The 17,212-nt window shown below is 70.8% G+C and carries 14 protein-coding genes and 1 pseudogene; 5 read left to right on the top strand and 10 right to left on the bottom strand.

Annotation, left to right across the window (positions count from 1 at the left end; all coding sequences use genetic code 11):
* The first annotated feature begins 22 nt into the window (after positions 1-22).
* Positions 23-1,318, top strand: coding sequence for a geranylgeranyl reductase family protein (locus ACIQD6_RS26790; RefSeq protein WP_401886744.1), 1,296 nt, complete (start codon positions 23-25; stop codon positions 1,316-1,318).
* 252 nt (positions 1,319-1,570) lie between these two features.
* Here the strand turns inward: ACIQD6_RS26790 and ACIQD6_RS26795 are convergent, their stop codons facing one another.
* The 3 genes and pseudogenes from ACIQD6_RS26795 to ACIQD6_RS26805 all read right to left on the bottom strand — a co-directional run.
* Positions 1,571-2,323, bottom strand: a complete 753-nt coding sequence (locus tag ACIQD6_RS26795) for a maleylpyruvate isomerase family mycothiol-dependent enzyme (RefSeq protein WP_401886746.1) — start codon at positions 2,321-2,323, stop codon at positions 1,571-1,573.
* 126 nt (positions 2,324-2,449) lie between these two features.
* Positions 2,450-2,803, bottom strand: coding sequence for an SCO4225 family membrane protein (locus ACIQD6_RS26800; RefSeq protein WP_401886749.1), 354 nt, complete (start codon positions 2,801-2,803; stop codon positions 2,450-2,452).
* 67 nt (positions 2,804-2,870) lie between these two features.
* Positions 2,871-3,077, bottom strand: a pseudogene (locus ACIQD6_RS26805) (MFS transporter); the annotation flags it as partial.
* Between the two features lie 77 nt (positions 3,078-3,154).
* On the opposite strand from ACIQD6_RS26805, the gene ACIQD6_RS26810 reads away from it, so the two are divergent.
* Positions 3,155-4,372, top strand: coding sequence for an ROK family protein (locus ACIQD6_RS26810; RefSeq protein WP_401886752.1), 1,218 nt, complete (start codon positions 3,155-3,157; stop codon positions 4,370-4,372).
* 99 nt (positions 4,373-4,471) lie between these two features.
* On the opposite strand, the gene ACIQD6_RS26815 is transcribed toward ACIQD6_RS26810, so the two are convergent.
* The 3 genes from ACIQD6_RS26815 to ACIQD6_RS26825 form a co-directional block, all read right to left on the bottom strand.
* Positions 4,472-5,395, bottom strand: a complete 924-nt coding sequence (locus tag ACIQD6_RS26815) for an LLM class F420-dependent oxidoreductase (protein WP_401886754.1) — start codon at positions 5,393-5,395, stop codon at positions 4,472-4,474.
* Between the two features lie 257 nt (positions 5,396-5,652).
* Positions 5,653-6,180, bottom strand: coding sequence for an ATP-binding protein (locus ACIQD6_RS26820; protein WP_401886757.1), 528 nt, complete (start codon positions 6,178-6,180; stop codon positions 5,653-5,655).
* Between the two features lie 425 nt (positions 6,181-6,605).
* The gene (locus ACIQD6_RS26825; protein WP_401886760.1) at positions 6,606-6,917 is read right to left on the bottom strand and encodes a hypothetical protein; all 312 of its coding nucleotides are present in this window, start codon (positions 6,915-6,917) and stop codon (positions 6,606-6,608) included.
* A gap of 187 nt (positions 6,918-7,104) precedes the next feature.
* Between ACIQD6_RS26825 and ACIQD6_RS26830 the strand changes: the two genes are divergently transcribed.
* Positions 7,105-8,280, top strand: a complete 1,176-nt coding sequence (locus tag ACIQD6_RS26830) for a PLP-dependent cysteine synthase family protein (RefSeq protein ID WP_401886762.1) — start codon at positions 7,105-7,107, stop codon at positions 8,278-8,280.
* Positions 8,281-8,353: 73 nt separating this feature from the next.
* On the top strand, positions 8,354-9,244 hold the full coding sequence (locus ACIQD6_RS26835; protein WP_401886765.1) for a LysR family transcriptional regulator: 891 nt from the start codon (positions 8,354-8,356) through the stop codon (positions 9,242-9,244).
* Between the two features lie 112 nt (positions 9,245-9,356).
* Here ACIQD6_RS26835 and ACIQD6_RS26840 read toward each other — a convergent pair whose 3' ends face one another.
* From ACIQD6_RS26840 to ACIQD6_RS26850, 3 genes are all read right to left on the bottom strand, one after another.
* The gene (locus tag ACIQD6_RS26840) at positions 9,357-10,064 is read right to left on the bottom strand and encodes a hypothetical protein (RefSeq protein ID WP_401886767.1); all 708 of its coding nucleotides are present in this window, start codon (positions 10,062-10,064) and stop codon (positions 9,357-9,359) included.
* Between the two features lie 272 nt (positions 10,065-10,336).
* Positions 10,337-10,786: an SRPBCC family protein gene (locus ACIQD6_RS26845; protein ID WP_401886770.1), complete on the bottom strand. Its 450-nt coding sequence runs from the start codon at positions 10,784-10,786 to the stop codon at positions 10,337-10,339.
* A 115-nt stretch (positions 10,787-10,901) separates the two neighbouring features.
* On the bottom strand, positions 10,902-11,786 hold the full coding sequence (locus ACIQD6_RS26850) for a DeoR/GlpR family DNA-binding transcription regulator (RefSeq protein WP_401886773.1): 885 nt from the start codon (positions 11,784-11,786) through the stop codon (positions 10,902-10,904).
* A gap of 281 nt (positions 11,787-12,067) precedes the next feature.
* On the opposite strand from ACIQD6_RS26850, the gene ACIQD6_RS26855 reads away from it, so the two are divergent.
* On the top strand, positions 12,068-14,539 hold the full coding sequence (locus tag ACIQD6_RS26855) for a hypothetical protein (protein WP_401886775.1): 2,472 nt from the start codon (positions 12,068-12,070) through the stop codon (positions 14,537-14,539).
* Positions 14,540-14,672: 133 nt separating this feature from the next.
* On the opposite strand, the gene ACIQD6_RS26860 is transcribed toward ACIQD6_RS26855, so the two are convergent.
* Positions 14,673-17,096, bottom strand: coding sequence for a right-handed parallel beta-helix repeat-containing protein (locus ACIQD6_RS26860; RefSeq protein ID WP_401886777.1), 2,424 nt, complete (start codon positions 17,094-17,096; stop codon positions 14,673-14,675).
* Positions 17,097-17,212: the final 116 nt, after the last annotated feature.

The raw sequence follows: 17,212 nt of genomic DNA on the forward strand, positions 1-17,212 counted from the left end.
GGATCAGGAGCAGAAGCACATCGTGAGCAGCGAGAACGCAGACGCCGGAAGCGTGAACGACGAGCCGGTGTGGGATGTGGTGGTGGTCGGCGCAGGACCTGCGGGTGCGTCGGCGGCCTATGCGGCGGCCGTCGCGGGCCGTCAGGTACTGCTGCTGGAGAAGGCCGAGTTGCCCCGCTACAAGACCTGCGGGGGCGGGATCATCGGCCCCTCGCGCGACTCGCTGCCTCCGGGCTTCGAGCTTCCGCTCAAGGAGCGGGTGCACGCGGTGACCTTCTCGCTGAACGGGAAGCTGTCCCGTACCCGCCGCTCCAAGCGCATGCTCTTCGGGCTCATCAACCGCCCGGAGTTCGACGCGAGTCTGGTGGAACACGCGCAGAAGGCGGGCGCGGTGCTCCGTACCGGCACGACCGTCTCACGCGTCGAACAGCACGGCCCCGCCGTGCCCGACCGCCGTACGGTCGCGGTCGTCCTCTCGGACGGCGAGACGCTGTTGGCGCGCGCCGTGGTCGGCGCGGATGGCAGTGCCAGCCGGATAGGCGCCCATGTCGGGGTGAAGATGGATCAGGTGGATCTGGGTCTTGAGGCCGAGATCCCGGTTCCGCCGACGGTCGCGGAGGACTGGGCGGGGCGGGTGCTGCTGGACTGGGGTCCGCTGCCCGGGAGTTACGGCTGGGTCTTCCCCAAGGGCGACACGCTCACCGTCGGGGTGATCTCGGCACGTGGCGAGGGCGGGGCGACCAAGCGTTACCTGGAGGACTTCATCGCCCGGCTGGGGCTCGCCGGGTTCGAGCCGTCGGTCTCGTCCGGGCATCTGACCCGGTGCCGTAGCGAGGACTCACCGCTGTCGCGCGGCCGGGTGCTGGTGTGCGGCGACGCGGCGGGTCTGCTGGAGCCCTGGACCAGGGAGGGGATCTCCTTCGCCCTGCGGTCCGGGCGGCTCGCGGGGGAGTGGGCCGTACGGATCTCGGAGTCGCACGATGCCGTGGACGCCCGGCGCCAGGCGCTGAATTACGCGTTTGCCATCAAGGCGGGCCTCGGCGTGGAGATGGGGGTCGGCCGGCGGCTGCTCGCGATCTTCGAGCGTCGGCCGGCGCTGATGCACGCGGCGGTCACGGGGCTGCGGCCCGCCTGGAACGCGTTCGCGGACATAGTGCGCGGGTCGACCTCGCTGGCCGGTCTCGTACGGACCCGCCCGATCGCGCGGCGCGCGCTGGACGTGCTGGACCGCAAGCAGGCCGTGGCCGCGGACGCCGCTGACGAGCGGGAGTCCGCCGCGGCCGAGGACGGCACGCCGGAGGTGGGCACACCGCGGTGAGCGGCGCCGAGGCGAGCGACGTCGCGTGACGGGGAGCGCCTGGCGGGCAGTGACGTCGGGCAGTGACCGTCGGGCGTACTTCCCAGGGAGTACGCGTGAGCACCCCGCCCGTCGACGCCCGGAACGCGTCGGCCGGACAGGGAGCCCGCGACCGGGCCCAACTGGTGCTCCTGGCCTACGAGTCGGGGCCAGCCGGGCCGGCTCGGCTGACCGGGTCGGGTGGGCCAACCGGTGTCGGAGAGCCGTCGCCGGCTACGACATGACGATGGCGGAGGTCTCGCGCCAGAGCCGGGCGAGTGCGGCGTCGCCGGTGAGGGTGACGGAGTCCAAGGGGAGACGGTTCCACAGTGTCAGCTGGAGCTGCTCGGCGGTGCCGCTCAACTCGCAGTCGGCCGGGGCCTGTTCCGTACCTTCGGTGCGTTCGGTGCGTGGCGGTTGTCCGGAGATCCGTACCGTCCACTCGGCGTCCGTGTCCGTGGCCCGTACGCGCAGCACACGCGGCACGTCGGACCGGACCTTGCTGCGGTCACCGGCGTGGAAGCCCGTCAGCAGCTCGTCGATTCCGTCCACCGCGAATTCGGCGCCCAACGGAGCGGGAGACGCGCCGAGCGCGGACTCCGCGTCGACGCGGTGGATTCCCGTCTCGTGCGCCTGCCGCCGGGCCCAGAATGCCAGTGGAGTGGGGGCGGGCATAAAGGTCCAGCACACCAGATCGTCGGGCGCCGAACTCAGCGCGGTGACCAGAAGTCCGTGCCCTTCGCGGAACCACTCGATCAACTCGTCACCGTCGAGGTCCGGCTCCGCGCCCGGTGCGGGAGGCGTCGTGTGGCCCTCCACGACGAAAGCCGTTGCCCAGCGGTGAACCCCGCCGGTGTGCAGCAGCAGGTCGCGGACCCGCCAGCCGGGGCAGGTGGGCACCTCCGCGTCCGTACCTGCCTTGGCGGCGGCGTCGGCCAGCAACCGACCGTCACGGGCGAGGTACTTGATGTGTTCCATGGGTTCCATGCCGGGCATTGTGCCAGGTGGCGGACCGTGCGTCCCCGGGATATGAGGCTCCTCGGGGGAGCCGAGGTGCGGGAGCCGGAGAGACGCGGAGCCGGGACGCGCGGGCCCGAGAGCCTGGGCGGGAAATCAGGCCTGCCGGGGGTGGGAAGCCCGCGGCTGGTCGCGCAGCAGTCGTACGAAGGCTCCGAGCGCCGTCGACTGGATCAGTACCGACAACACCAGCGCGAGGTAGAGGAAAGGCGCCGATCCGGCTACCGCGTCGCCGAGCAGCCCGCCGCCCATGAAGAACGCGAAGATGCTCGGAGCGGCGAGGAAGAACAGCCACACCCCGGCGAACGAGGCGTCCTCGTGCTGGACGAAGAGCGTGTCGACCGCGACGAACACGGCTGTCGCGGCGACCAGGCCCAGGTAGACCTGAGAAGCGCGATTGCCGAAGGCCAGCCGAGCCAGGGCGTGTCCGGTCAGCCGTTCCGAGCTCATGACGTTCTCCCTTGAAGTGGTGGTGCTTCCAGGGTGGGACGGCTCGAACGGATGTGCCTGAGTACGCCTACTCATTCGCCGGTCGGGCCGATGCGTGCCGCGCCGCGTACGCGATCAGCGAGGCCGCCGCCGGCAGGGTCACCGTGGTCGGGGCGAGGGGCAGCGAGAACCGGTCCGTGAGGAATCCGATCGCGGGCGGGCCCAGCAGCATGCCGCCGTACCCGAGTGTGGACGCGGCGACGACCTCGCTGGGCCCCGCCCGCGCGCCCGCCCGCACCTTGAGCAGTACAAGGCGTCCGCGCCCTTCCGGCGACGCCCGCGACCCCTCCGGATCATGGGAGACTCGCCCCCATGAACGGCAAGGGGAGCACCACCCGGACGAGGCTGGAGAGGGGCCGGGGTGCGCTCGGCCCGGCACTGGAACTGGTTCACACGGGCCGTGCGCCCACCCGCGCCGTGCTCACGGCGGAACTGGGTGTCACCCGCGCCACGGCCGGTGCTGTCGCGGCCGAGCTGGAGGCCCTCGGTCTGATCCGGGTCGACTCCCGGCCCGGTGCGGCGGCCGGATCCCAGGGCCGCCCCTCGCACCGGCTGTCCGTCGACGCCCAGGGGCCCGTCGCGCTCGCCGCCCAGGTCCACGCGGACGGCTTCCGGGCCGCGCTGGTCGGACTCGGCGGCCGGATCGTCGCCACCACGCCCGCTCGCGGTACGGTCACGGCCGACCCGGCCCAGGTGCTCGGCGAGGTCGTCGAGGCGGGGGCCGGAATGCTGCGCGCCAGTGGCCGGCGCTGCGTGGGCGCGGGTCTCGCCGTGCCCTCGGCGGTCGCCGAGCCGGACGGCACCGCCCTCAACCCGCTCCACATCGCCTGGCCGGTGGGCGCCCCGGTCCGGGAGATCTTCGCCGAGCAGGTGCGCGCGGCCGGCATCGAGGGCCCCGCGTCCGCCGGGAACGACGTCAATCTCGCCGCCCTCGCCGAACACCGCCACGGCGCCGGCCGCGGTGCCCAGCATCTGCTCTGCGTCGCCACGGGTCACCGTGGTGTGGGTGGCGCGCTCGTCCTCGACGGCCGCCTGCACACCGGCAGTTCGGGCCTCGCTCTGGAAGTCGGCCATCTCACGGTCAACCCCGAGGGGCGGCCCTGCTACTGCGGCAGCAAGGGCTGCCTCGATGTCGAGGCCGACCCGCTCGCTTTCCTCACCGCCGCGGGCCGCGCCCCGGGCCCGGAGGTCTCCCTGCTCCAGCAGGCGCGTGATCTGCTCCGTACCGAGCGCGCCGACCCTGCCGTACGGAGAGCCACCGAGCAGCTGATCGACCGGCTGGGGCTGGGACTCGCGGGGCTGGTCAACATCCTCAACCCCGACCGGATCATCCTCGGCGGACTCCACCAGGAGCTGCTCGACGCCGACCCGGAGCGGCTGCGTGCCGTTGTCGCCGATCGCAGTCTGTGGGGCCGCAGTGGCGGCGTGCCGATCCTGCCCTGCACGCTCGACCACAACAGCCTGGTGGGCGCGGCCGAGGTGGCGTGGCAGCCGGTACTGGACGACCCGCTCGGCGCGCTCACCGACTGACCCCGCTCACCCGCTCATTGGCGTCGTCCACCGGTCGGTTGAGGATCCGGAGCGGTTGAGGACCCGGAGCGGCTGAGGGATTCAAGTCGGCCGCACGGCTCAGGTCAGCTGGGGCATGACCTTCGTCGCGATGAGCTCCAGGTGGTCCAGGTCGGCCAGGTCCAGCATCTGGAGATAAGTACGGCTCGCGCCCACTGCCTTGTACTGCGAGAGCCTTTCGACGACCTCGTCCGGGGAGCCCGCCAGGCCGTTCGCCTTCAACTCCTCGACATCGCGGCCGATGGCGTCCGCGCGCCGCTTCACCTCGGCGTCGGTGCCGCCCACGCAGGCGACGAGCGCGGTCGAGTAGACGAGGTCGTCAGGCTTCCGGCCATGGGCCTCCGCGGCGACCCGCACCCGCTTGAACTGCTGCTCGGAGGTGTCCACGGACGCGAACGGGATATTGAACTCGGTCGCGAACCGACCGGCGAGCGCCGGAGTCCGCTTGGTGCCGTGTCCTCCGATGAGAAGCGGAACGGGCTGCTGGGCCGGCTTCGGAAGGGCCGGGGAATTCTTGAGAGTGTAGAACTCGCCCGCGAAGTCGAACGTGTCGCCGACCGGCGTGCTCCACAGCCCCGTGACGATCGCGAGCTGCTCTTCGAGCCTCCCGAACTTCTCCTTCGGGAACGGGATGCCGTATGCCTCGTGCTCCTCCGCGTACCACCCCGAACCGAGACCCAGTTCGACGCGCCCGCCCGACATCTGGTCGACCTGTGCCACCTGGATGGCCAGAACACCGGGGAGCCGGAACGTACCGGCCGTCATCAGGGTTCCCAGCCGGATGGTCCTGGTCTCCCTGGCCAGCCCGGCAAGAGTGATCCACGCGTCGGTGGGGCCCGGCAGCCCGTCGGTGGATCCCATGTGCAAATAGTGATCGGAGCGGAAGAACGCCCCGAACCGGAGGTCTTCGGCGGTGCGCGCGACGCGGAGCAGCGTCTCGTAGGTGGCGCCTTGCTGTGGTTCGGTGAAAATTCGAAGGTCCATGCGTCCATCTTGCCCGGACAGTCGATCACCCTTGGCCCGGGTCTTGCGTGTCGCTGCGGCGCCCTCACCAGCGGTCAGAGACCACCACGGTGGCCCCGGCCCGTCGGCCCGTGGGTCGCTGATCGCGATGCCCGGCCGCGGGTTCGCGGTGAGAGAGATGGACGAGGACGACTGCCGGCGCCGACTGTAGGCCGTTCGGGTGATCGCCGAACGTCTCGGTGATCGTCAAGGCGGCCGGGGCGCGGGGTGCGCCCTGGTCAGCCGAACACGGCCGATCGGGCGGCCGTGCGTCCGTGTTCCCCGGTTCCGGGGCCGAGCGCCGCGACTCCCAGGAAGGGGCCGTCGGTCGTCGCCCCGTACACCGGACGCAGCGCGAGGGCCAGCGCCGCCGGCGACGCGGGGAGCGTGAACCATATGCTCTTTCCGGTGTCGCCCTGGGGGCGTATGCCCCAGCTCTCGCTCACGGCCGCTATCAGCGCGAGACCGCGCCCGCAGGTGTCGAAGGGCAGGGCGTGGTTGACGGCCGGTAGCCGGGGGTCGTGGTCACTGACCGAGACCGTGACCCGTTCGGGCCGCAATTCGACGTCGACGGTGCACATCTTGTCCGGCTGTGCGTGCCGGTGGACGTTGGTGAGCAGCTCGGTGACACCGAGTGCCGCTGGGTCTATCAGAGGATCGAGGTGCCAGTAGCGCAGTTGCGCGGAAATGATTCTGCGGACCTGTCCGATCCGCGACGGCAGGGCTTTGAGCTCCACCGTGCAATGCCTGCTGGGCTGGCTGATCACGGCTGCGACTCCCCGAATTGAGGTCCGGAAGAAGACGAAGGATCGGATCCAGCAACGGGCTTGCTGCTGTTCCGGCCCGGCGGGGCTGGCTCGCAGCGTCACCGCCGGTTCACCCTGAGTGATGTGAAACCAGAGTGAACCTCGGGGCTTGGCTTCGCAACTCGCGGCGGGGCGGCGGGAGGTCGGAGCGGCGGAGGTACGGGACGGCGGAGGTACGGGACGGCCTCGGCGCGGAGCCCGACGGGCGCGTCCCGGGGGTGTGCGGTGAAGGCTCCGCCCGGTATGCGGCGCCCGGTACGGGCGCTCGCCGCACTGTCACGATCACCGGGGCACGTCCGGTACGCGGATGATCCCCCGGGCGGACGGTGCCGCTTCCGCGACCCACCCGGCCCCAGCCGGACGTGGTCCGGCGGACGGAGCGCCGGTCAGGCGCGCCTGGCCCGGCTGACGGCCTCCATGAAGCGCCCGGCCAGCGCCGTCGCGTCGGGAAGCCGGCCACGCTGCCCCATGGTCAGCCGGTAGCGGGTCCCGTTGACGGTGGCGACCGTGCTGCCGCGCCCCGCGAACCAGGGCTTCGCGGCCCGTACGGCCCGTAGAGGCGCGCTGTCGATCACCCGGCCGTAGCTGGTCAGCAAGGCCAGCCTGCCGTCCTGGATCAGCACTTGGCCCGCGCTGGTGAGTGAGCGGGGCCACCGTTCTATCCGCACCCCGCGCGCGCTGAACTCCGGCTCAGCCATGGCTTTTCGCCCCCTCCGCACCGTACCCCTGGAAGTAGTGTGCACAAGTATGCGGCTGCGCACCAGTGCGCCCTTTCGGCAGGGTCCAGAAGGCATCGCTATGGAGCCCCAAAGTCAACGTTTGTGCAGGTGGTGGGGATACCGTGGAGATAGGGGGCCGGTGTTGACGAGGCGAGGTACGGCGCGCATGACGCAACGAGACAGAACCGGCGAGGCCACAGCGTTTTCCGGCGCCGGGGCAGTGCCGACGGTCGACGCCGGGGCGCGGGCCACCGTCGACGTGGACCGCAGCGATCCCGGGTATCGCGCGTGGCTCAAAGAAGCCGTACGGAAGGTCCAGGCCGACGCCAACCGTTCCGCCGACACCCATCTGTTGCTCTTCCCACTGCCCGAACAGTGGGGCATCGACCTGTATCTGAAGGACGAGTCGACCCACCCGACCGGCAGCCTCAAGCACCGGCTCGCCCGCTCGCTCTTCCTCTACGGACTGTGCAACGGCTGGATCAGGCCCGGAAAGCCGGTGATCGAGGCGTCCAGCGGATCAACGGCCGTCTCGGAGGCGTACTTCGCGAAGCTGATCGGCGTTCCGTTCATCGCGGTCATGCCGCGCACCACCAGCGCCGAGAAGTGCCGGCTGATCGAATTCCACGGCGGACAGTGCCACTTCGTGGACGACTCGCGGAAGCTGTACGAGGAGTCGGCGGGGCTGGCCGCCAGGACCGGCGGCCATTACATGGACCAGTTCACCTACGCGGAGCGCGCGACGGACTGGCGGGGCAACAACAACATCGCCGAATCCATCTACCAGCAATTGAGGCTGGAGCGCTATCCGGAGCCGGCGTGGATCGTCGCCACGGCGGGTACGGGCGGCACCTCGGCGACCATCGCGCGCTATGTCCACTACATGCAGTACGACACCAGGATCTGCGTCCCCGACCCGGAGAACTCCTGTTTCTTCGACGGCTGGACCCGGCACGACCCGCTGGCGCGCAGCGAGCGCGGCTCCCGCATCGAGGGCATCGGACGGCCACGGATGGAGCCGAGCTTCGTGCCCGGCGCCATCGACCGGATGATGAAGGTGCCCGACGCGGCGAGTGTCGCCACCGTACGCGCCCTGGAGCGGGCCACCGGGCGCAAGGCGGGCGGCTCCACCGGGACCGGGCTGTGGAGCGCGCTGAAGATCGTGGCCGAGATGGTCGCGCAGGGGCGGACCGGAAGCGTGGTCACGCTGCTCTGCGACCCCGGTGACCGCTATCTCGACAAGTACTACTCGGACGCCTGGCTGGCCCAACAGGGCCTGGACATCGTCCCGTACACCATCACGCTCGACCACTTCCTGGCGCACGGCGTCTGGCCGGAGTGACCCCGTGGGCCCAGGGCCGGTCGTGGGAAGTCGACCGGGGGGCGTTCGACGCCCGCGGGTATCCTCGCCGGTCATGGCGCTGACCAATGTGGACTTGAACTTACTGCCGGCTCTCGACGCGCTGCTGAGCGAGCGTCATGTGACGCGGGCCGCCGAGCGCCTCTCCATCGGCCAGTCCGCGATGAGTTCGGCGCTCGGCAGGCTGCGCAGGCATTTCGGCGACCCGCTGCTCGTCCGTGCCGGGCGCGAGTACAGGCTGTCGGCGCTGGCGGAGTCGCTGGTCGATCCGGTACGGGACCTGCTGGCCGCCGCCGACGGCATTCTGGGAAAGCACAACTCGTTCGAACCGGCCACTGCCGAGCGGACGTTCACCATCATGACCAGCGACTACGCGACCATGCTGCTGCTGAAACCACTGCTCGCCGAAATGACCGCCGAAGCGCCCGGTATCCGGTTCAGGGTGACGGCATTCGCCGACGATTTCGAGGAGCGGCTCAGGCGGGCCGGCGTCGATCTCCTCATCTGCCCCATGCAGCTGTCCGGCACGCTCGACGACCTGCCTCGGGCCATCCTGTTCGAGGACCAGTACGTCCTGGTCGGTGACCGGGACAACCCCGACCTGAAAAGCCCGGTCGACATCGAGAAATTCCGGACGCTGCGGTACGTAGGGAATCCCCTGCTGGTCGATGCTCAACTCGCTGCCCATGGAATTCTGCGTACCGCCGAACTCGCCGTGCAGGCACACGTCAATATCCCGTTTCTGCTCACCGGGACCCGTTTTGTCGGCCTGATTCAGGAGCGGCTGGCACGGGCGGTGTGCGAGCAGGCCAATTTACGGATAATGCCTTCTCCGGTGGAGCTGCAACCGCTGGTGGAGGTGGCGCACTGGACCCCGGCCAATTCGGTTGACCCGGCCCACCGCTGGCTGCGCTCGTGTCTGCTGCGTCAGGCGAGGCGGCTGTGAGGCACCGGGGCCCGGGCGCCCGGGCCGGAACCGTCGGAACCCGGCCCGTGCCTGACGGACCGCGCGGCCCGTCAGGCACGGGCTCCGCACCGGCCGTGACGCCACCGGTCGGCTACTGGACCCAGCGGTAGAGCGACGGCATGGCGCTCGCCTTGCTGGCGTCGATATTGGCCAGTACGTAGTCGGAGTAGCTCGTGTCCCGGAACGCGTCGAGCGCCGGCCGCGCCGTGTCCCAGCGTGCGTTGTTGATGATCGCGTACGGCGTGCCCTGGGGGCTGGTCGGGACGAGGAGTTCGGAGTTGTGCATCTTCCCCACGGTCTCCCACCAGCCCGCCGTGTAGTCCCAGATGTCCAGGAGCCGCTGGGGATCCTCCGCGAAGAAGAAGTTGAACAGGAATACGCCGGGGTTCCGCCGGTCGACGTCGGCGATCTTCTTTACGTTGGTCACCGTGATGACCTCGGTGTAGGTGCTCCTTCCGCGCACCGTGTCCAGCAGCTCACCGAAAGCGGGCGTCGACCGGACCGCATCCATGTCCGCGGGGGAGCGCGTCTCGATCACGATGATGCTGTCGAAGCGGGCCGGACGCCCGTCGGGACTGCGGGGCGGGTACGTGTCGAGACTGCCGGGAGCGAACAGGATCGCCTCGAACACCGATACCGCGTGTACGTCGTCGAGGGAGCCAAGTGCGTTACGGATCGGGTCGATCGTCTTGTAGAGATCCGAACGCAGGTCACTGACCGATTCCGGGCCGCCTTGGATCGAGATGTTTTCCGCCTGGTTCGCATCGGTCGCCACCGAAGCGGGGTTCGTCTCCGACACCAGGAGAATATAACCCCACGGATTCGGGGCGACGAGATTCACCTTCGCTTTGGAAAGATCTGGATTGACGACGCGCATGGGTGCGTACCTCTCTTCGGGGTGGCTGGCCGTTCTTTGTCGCTCGTCAATTTTTAATGCACGGCGCATGGGCGATGCCATGGTTTTCGGGCGCCTTGCATCAATGCCAGATATTGCTCCGGTCAATGGTGAGAGGGCGAGAGCGGAGGCGGCGATGTGCCGATCCGCGGGAGGCGGGACTTTCGCAACACGCTCTAGCCGCGCAGCAGGCGGTCGACGGCGCGGCCGAATACCGCCCGGCCGGCGCGCGCGGTCAGCGGGTCGAACAGGCGCGGTAGCGGGCCGGCCCGCAGGTCCTCCTCCCAGCGCACCCGGGTGATGCCCGCCGTCCCCGTCCCCTCCGTGCGCTGTACGTGGATCTCGGCCCAGCCCAGGACGGTCCGGCCGCGTTTCTCCAGCCGGCAGTGGCCGGGGCTCCCTGCCGTCGGCGGCTGCCAGTGGACGACCTCCATCGGGTCGTCGAACCCGGCCGGTCCGAGGGCGGTGCGCGCGACGAAGACCGTTCCGACGCGGGTGGGCCCCGGTGTCAGAACGGAGATCTTCGTCAGCGGTACCCCGTCCGCGTGCGCCGGCCAGTCGGTGAGCCGCTGCCAGGCCTCGTCGGCGGACAGCGGTGTCGTGCGGTCGATACGGAAGACGGTCACCCGGCGATCGTAGGGAAGGGAGGAGCAGGGAAGGAGGAACCGGCCCACGACGCCGGGGAACCGGCCCACGACGCCGGGGAACCGGCCCACGGAGCCGGTGAGCCCGTGAACCGGCCTACGGAGCCGGTGCGTCCAGCGGATCCTGCCCGACCCGTGAGACCGGCGGAAGGGAATCGTCCTCGGGCCCGCCCGCCACCACCAGACCCGGCAGATGCTCGGCGATCTCCTCGCGGTCCCCGGCCGACAGCCCCGAGTCCGTCACCAGGCTGTCGACCTGGTCCAGTGTCGCGAAGGAACTCAGCCCCACCGTGCCCCACTTGGTGTGATCGGCGACGACCACCAGCCGCCGCGCGGACTGCACGAACCGCCGGTTGGTCTCCGCCTCCGCGAGGTTCGGCGTGGACAGACCGGCCTCGACCGAGATGCCGTGCACCCCGAGGAAGACCACATCGAAGTGGAGCGAGCCGATCGCCTGGTCGGCCACCGGACCGACCAGCGAGTCCGACGGCGTACGCACCCCTCCGGTCAGCACCACCATGGCCGCGCCGGAACGCCGGCCTCCCACGCCCCCGGCCTGCTGCGCCATGTGGAACACATCGGCGATCCGCATGGAGTTGGTCACCACGGTCAGATCCGGAACGTCCAGCAGATGGTGTGCGAGGGCGAAGGTCGTCGTCCCGCCGGACAGTGCGATGGCGCTGCCGGGTACGGCCATCGTCGCCGCCGCCCGCGCGATGTCCTCCTTGGCGCTCAGCTCCAGCGCCGACTTCGCCTCGAAACCCGGTTCGTGCGTGCTCGCCTCGACCAACGGCACCGCGCCGCCGTGCACCTTCTCGATGACGCCCTGGCGGGCCAGCGCGTCCAGGTCTCTGCGCACGGTCATGTCGGAGACGTTGAGCTTGCGCGTCAGTTCGTTGACCCGGACCCCGCCACGTCGGCGCACCTCGTCGAGAATCAGGGAACGGCGCTGCTCCGCAAGGAGATTCTGGTTGTCGTTCACCGCCGGGCCGGTCCTTCCGTATTGTCATGCCCCCGTCGTCCGTCCGTCGTCGTGCCCGACGGTCATGGCTGATGGTCATGGCTGTCCGATCAGCACGGGGGTCTCATCCTCCCATGGGGTTCGGTCACCCGCTCCGGGGTTGGCGGAGGCGGACGTCGGGGAGATTCCGTGGAAGGGCGCGCGGTGGTTGGCCCGGAAGCGGTATCCCGGACTGTGATGGCTGTTCCCGTCGCGCCCTACCGCGCAGGCCGACTTTGTCACCCGGAGAGCGAGTCACCGAAGTGCCCCCTGAATCACCACATCCGCGCGACGGCGGAGCCGCGCTCGAACTGCTGGTACACGGCGTCGGCGGGACCACTCCGCAGGAGATGCTCAACGATCCGCGTACGGTCAGGATCACCGGCGACAAGACGGCCGCCGTGTACCGGCGTGCCGACGACGCCGAGGCCGAACTGCACCCGGAGCGCTACCAGGACCGGCCCGTACCCGAGGCCTACAGCTGGTCCAATCTCACCTCCGGCAACGGATCGCGCGCCCTGTGGCTGCTGCTGCTTCCCTTCATGGTGGTCAACCTCGCCCACTGGATGCGGCCCGCGACAAAGGGACTCGGGAAGTCCCAGCGGCTGTACGGCGTGCTCGTACGGCTGGTGGCCCTCACCCTCACCGTGCTGCTGACGGCCGCGGCCTGTGAGGTCGCGCTCGATCTGACGGCGTGGCAGTGCGCCGGGTCGACGGCGTGTGTCGCGGACCAGTCCTGGCTCGGCTTCCTGTCGCCGGAACGGCACGGCTGGTGGTCACAGCCGGGCCGGCGCCTGGCCCTCGCCGCGGTGGTGCCCACCGCGCTGACGGTGCTGCTGTGGTACCTCTCCAACCGGACGTGGAGCGCGTACGAGGCCCAGCGCCCGCCCACCGACGAGCACGCCCACACCGACGGCCGGGTGCATGCCCACGCCCACGAGCGCCCCCACGCGCACACGGACGACGACGGCCTCGACGAACCCATGGAGCCGGCCGCCCAGGACTCGGGGAGCACTCCGGACCCGGAGGAGGACCAGAACTCGGGGAACACCCGGACCACGGTCAGGCCCGCGCTCGCCCGCCCCGGCTTCTGGTACGGCCGCCGGCTCGTCGCCCGGCTCCGGGCCGCGCACACCGCCGCCGGCTTCCTCACCATCGCCGCCGCGCTCACGGCGGCCGCCACCGACCACGACCGCGCCGACACCACCACCACGATGTACGGCCTCGGCCTGCTGCTCCAGGCAACACAGGCCGTCTGCGCGGCCGTTGTGCTCTGGGTGGTGTGCAGCAGGGGCCGCAGCGAGCGCAGAAGCGACGGCAGCCTCGACCGGATGCTGGTCACGTACCTGCCCGTCACCTCCCTCACGATCCTCGCCCTCGCCCTCGTGCACACCGGCTGGTCCCGGCCCGACTGGGTCTCCGGCGGCGGGCTCCCCGGCAACCTGACCTTCCGGGTGATAGCTCTGGCCCAGGTGGCACTGATCGTCACGCTCGCCGTCACCGCACACGTCCTGCACCGCCGCGCGCGGGACGTGAGGACCGCGATGCGCGGACTCGCCGGCCCCGCCGTAGCGATGCTCGCCTGCGCCCTGGGCGGTGTGATGACCGGCGGGGTCGCCCAGCGCGTCGCCGACTGGTTCGACGGGGACGCCACCCCCGGCATGGGCGGGGGCGCGATCATGGGCCCTCCGGTGCTGCTGAGCTGGCAGGCCGCGGCCCTCCCCGTACTGCTCGCACTGCTGTTGGTCCCCGTCGTCTTCCTCGTCGTACGGACCGTACGCACCACCCGTGCGCGGGAACCAGTGGTCGAGGCGGAGTACGGAGAGGTGACCGTGGACGCATTGCGCACCCGCCGGATCGCGGGCGCCTGGGCCAGGGCCTCGCTCACCGACTTCGCGCCCCGGCTCGTCGGTCTGATCGCGGGCGCCGCCCTGCTGCTCGGTGCCGTAGCGCTCGCGGGCTCCTGGCTGAGCGGCGAGGTTCCGGGACGGGCCGCCGACGGCACCGTCTCCCTCGTCGAGTCCGTGGCCGACACCGCGCAGGCGCTGGGCTCCTGGCTGATCAGCTTCGGCTTCATACTCTTCGTCACCTGGGGCCGCCGCGCCTACCGGGACGCCTCCGCCCGGCGCACCATCGGCATCCTCTGGGACGTCGGCACCTTCTGGCCCCGCGCGGCCCACCCCTTCGCGCCGCCCTGCTACGCCGAGCGCGCGGTCCCTGACCTCACCTGGCGGATCGCCTCGTGGACCCGCCGTACCGGCGGCCGGCTCGTCCTCTCCGGTCACTCGCAGGGCAGCGTGCTGGCGGCGGCCGCCGTCTGGCAGTTGCAGGCCGCCACCCGCCACCGGGTGGCGCTGCTGACGTACGGCTCACCGCTGGAGCGGCTGTACGGCCGCTGGTTCCCCGTGTACTTCGGCGCGGGCCCGCTGCGCGACCTGAGCCGGGAAGTGCACTGCTGGCGCAATCTGTGGCGGTCCACCGACCCGATCGGCGGCCCGGTCCGGGTCCCGGCCGACGGCGACCGCCCCGAGGTGGACCGCGGGCCGCTGATGGACCCGCTCGCCTACGACCGTACGGTGCTGCACCCGCTGCCCGAGCCGATCCTGGGCCACTCCGACTACCAGGCCGACCCCGTCTTCGCCGAGGAACGCGCCGCCCTGCTGGACCGGTTGCCGCCACCCGTACTGCCGCAGCAGCGCAACGAGCCGACGCGGCAACGGAACGAGCAGGTGTAACAGGGGAAAGACCGCGGCACCAGGGCGTGTTGCCACCGGCCCGGCTCCTCCGACATCGAGGAGCCTCGGGCAAGTCCGGGCCTCAGGACAGTCCGGGAATCCGGGCAGTCCTGGAATCTGGCCAGTCCGGGCCTCAGGGCAGCTCGGGCAGGTCGTCCGCGTAGAGCAGGGTCAGGTCGTCCGTGCTGGACTCCGACAGGTGGGCGACCCGGCCCGCGTGCCGCTCCACCATCGACTCGAACGTCTGGCGCGCGGTACGGCCGTTACCGAAGGCGGGCCCCTTGGGCAGGGCCGTGAAGTACTTCAGCAGGGCCTCTGCCGTACCCTCGCCCAGCCGGTACTCATGCTCCTCGGACTGCTGCTCCACGATCCGCAACAGCTCCTCGGGCACATAGTCGCTGAAGCTGATGGTCCGTGAGAAACGGGACGCCACACCGGGGTTGACCGACAGGAACCGCTCCATCTCGGCGGTGTACCCGGCGACGATCACCACCACCGCCTCCCGGTGGTCCTCCATCAGCTTCACGAGCGTGTCGATCGCCTCCTTGCCGAAGTCCCGGCCGGAGTCCTCGGGGGAGAGCGCGTACGCCTCGTCGATGAACAGCACCCCGCCGCGCGCCCGGTCGAACGCCTCCTGCGTACGGATCGCGGTCGAGCCGATGTGCTCACCGACCAGGTCCACCCGGGAGACCTCGACGAGGTGACCGCGCTCCAGCACCTTGAGGGAGTGCAGGATCTCGCCGTACAGCCGCGCGACCGTCGTCTTGCCGGTGCCGGGGTTGCCCGTGAAGACCAGATGGCGGCGGACCGATGCCGCCTTGAGCCCCGCCACCTTGCGGCGGCGGCCGACCTCGATCATGTCGGTGAGCGCCCGGACCTCGCGCTTGACGCTGTCGAGGCCGACCAGCGAGTCGAGTTCGCCGAGGACGTCCTCCGAGTCACGCGCGACCGTGGCCGCGGGGGCGGTGTCCGGCGGCGGCGTCGCGGCGCTGGGGGGACCCGACGGGATCGCGCTGAGGAAGCCGGGGGACGCCTGGGTCGCGGTCAGCACGGACGGCGGCTCCAAGGACGGGGAAGGCGGCGTCAGTACGCCGCTCTCGTCGCTGGTGCAGTCCTCGGCGTTCGGACCGTCCTCCGCGAACTCGTACCCGCCGCGCGCGCAGCGTTCCGTACGGCAGCGGGTGAGCGTCGTACGGCAGCCGTCCATCACATGGAAGCCGTAGCCGCCGCTTCCGGTCACCCGGCAGTTGTGGAAGGTGCCGCGGCCCTCGGCCGAGACGTAGAAGCCGGCCTCGGCGGGCGAGGTGACCGTGCAGCGCTCGATGGTCGGATCGGCGCCCTTGGTGACGATGACACCGGTCTGGACGGCGTCCATCGTGCAGGAGTTGAGCGTGCCGCCGCTGCCGTGGTCGCGGAACCAGGCGCCGGTGGAGGCCTCCCTGATCCGGCAGTCGTCGAGCTGCACTGTCGCCCCGTCGCTCACCGACACCGCGGTGTTGCGCACCTGGGAGAGATCGCTGTCGACGACATCGACGCGGGAACCGCGGTCGAGGACGAACAGCGCGTCCGGGACGTCGTGGACCCGGCAGGAATCGAGGACGGCGGTGGCGCCGTCACTGACCCAGACGGCCGGATAGTCGCCCGTACTGTCGTGGATCTCGCACTGGTTGGCGTCGACACGGGTGCCGGGGTCCCATACGGAGAGCCCGTTGCGGCCGAAGTGCCGCACGGTCGAGCGGGTCAGGGTCAGCACCGAGCGGGAGCGGAGGTCGACCGCGTTCTCCGGGATGTCATGGATGTCGCAGTCGGAGAGGGTCAGCACCGCGTCGGTGTCCAGGGTTATCCCGTCGGCGGAGGTGCGGTGCACGGAGGAGTCCGTGAGATGAGCCGCGCCGCGCGACGCGATCTGCACGCCGGTGCCCTTGATCTCGTACACCTCGCAGCCGATCGCCTCCAGACCGCTGCCCTCGCCGGTCACGGACAGACCAGAGCCCGAGGCGTGGTGGATCCGGCACCGCTCCAGGCGCGGATGCGCGCCGCCACGCACCGAGACGCCGGACTGTCCGGCCGCGACGATCTCGCACTCCTCGAACACCCCGCCCGCTCCGTCGAGTACGCCGATGCCGACCCCGGCCGGATTGTCGACGGTGCAGCGGCGGACGGTGGGGCGGGCCGCGCCGCGCACCTCCAGGCCCGCCGCCGAGCGGGTGACGATTCGCAGACCGGTCAGCTCGGGGGTGCCGTCCTCGACCAGCAGCGCGGGAGCCGCCGTGTCCTGTCCCTCCACATGGAGGTCCTGGATGGTGGCGGACGAGCGCACGGTCAGCGGCACCCCGTCGACGGGGGCGATGCGTACGGAGCCGAGCGAGCCCTCGGGGCCGCGCAGGGTGACAGCGCGCCCGACGACGAGATTCTCCCGGTACGTGCCCGGGGCGATGGTGAGGATGTCGCCGTCGCCGGCGGCCTCCAGGGCTGCGGCGAGAGAGGCGTACTCACCCGTGCGGCGCCGCCAACGCGATGTTCCGGTGTGCGTCACCTGGACCGTGCCCTGTGCCATGGCGCTGCTGTGCCCCCACCTCGTGCGTGTGCGTGCTCTGCCGTCCCGGGTGCCGGCCCCGGCCCCCGGCCGCAAGCGCGGACCGGGCGGCACCACCGTAGCGCGCGTGGCACCAC

The organism is Streptomyces sp. NPDC088400 (assembly GCF_044753355.1).
Classification (GTDB): Bacteria; Actinomycetota; Actinomycetes; order Streptomycetales; family Streptomycetaceae; genus Streptomyces.

Bases quoted from the DNA above. Each gene is read 5' to 3' on its own strand.
- ACIQD6_RS26810 (WP_401886752.1), top strand. From the start codon at position 3,155: ATGAACGGCAAGGGGAGCACCACCCGGACGAGGCTGGAGAGGGGCCGG.
- ACIQD6_RS26795 (WP_401886746.1), bottom strand. From the start codon at position 2,323: ATGGAACCCATGGAACACATCAAGTACCTCGCCCGTGACGGTCGGTTG.
- ACIQD6_RS26860 (WP_401886777.1), bottom strand. From the start codon at position 17,096: ATGGCACAGGGCACGGTCCAGGTGACGCACACCGGAACATCGCGTTGG.
- ACIQD6_RS26830 (WP_401886762.1), top strand. From the start codon at position 7,105: ATGACGCAACGAGACAGAACCGGCGAGGCCACAGCGTTTTCCGGCGCC.
- ACIQD6_RS26825 (WP_401886760.1), bottom strand. From the start codon at position 6,917: ATGGCTGAGCCGGAGTTCAGCGCGCGCGGGGTGCGGATAGAACGGTGG.
- ACIQD6_RS26835 (WP_401886765.1), top strand. From the start codon at position 8,354: ATGGCGCTGACCAATGTGGACTTGAACTTACTGCCGGCTCTCGACGCG.
- ACIQD6_RS26815 (WP_401886754.1), bottom strand. From the start codon at position 5,395: ATGGACCTTCGAATTTTCACCGAACCACAGCAAGGCGCCACCTACGAG.
- ACIQD6_RS26800 (WP_401886749.1), bottom strand. From the start codon at position 2,803: ATGAGCTCGGAACGGCTGACCGGACACGCCCTGGCTCGGCTGGCCTTC.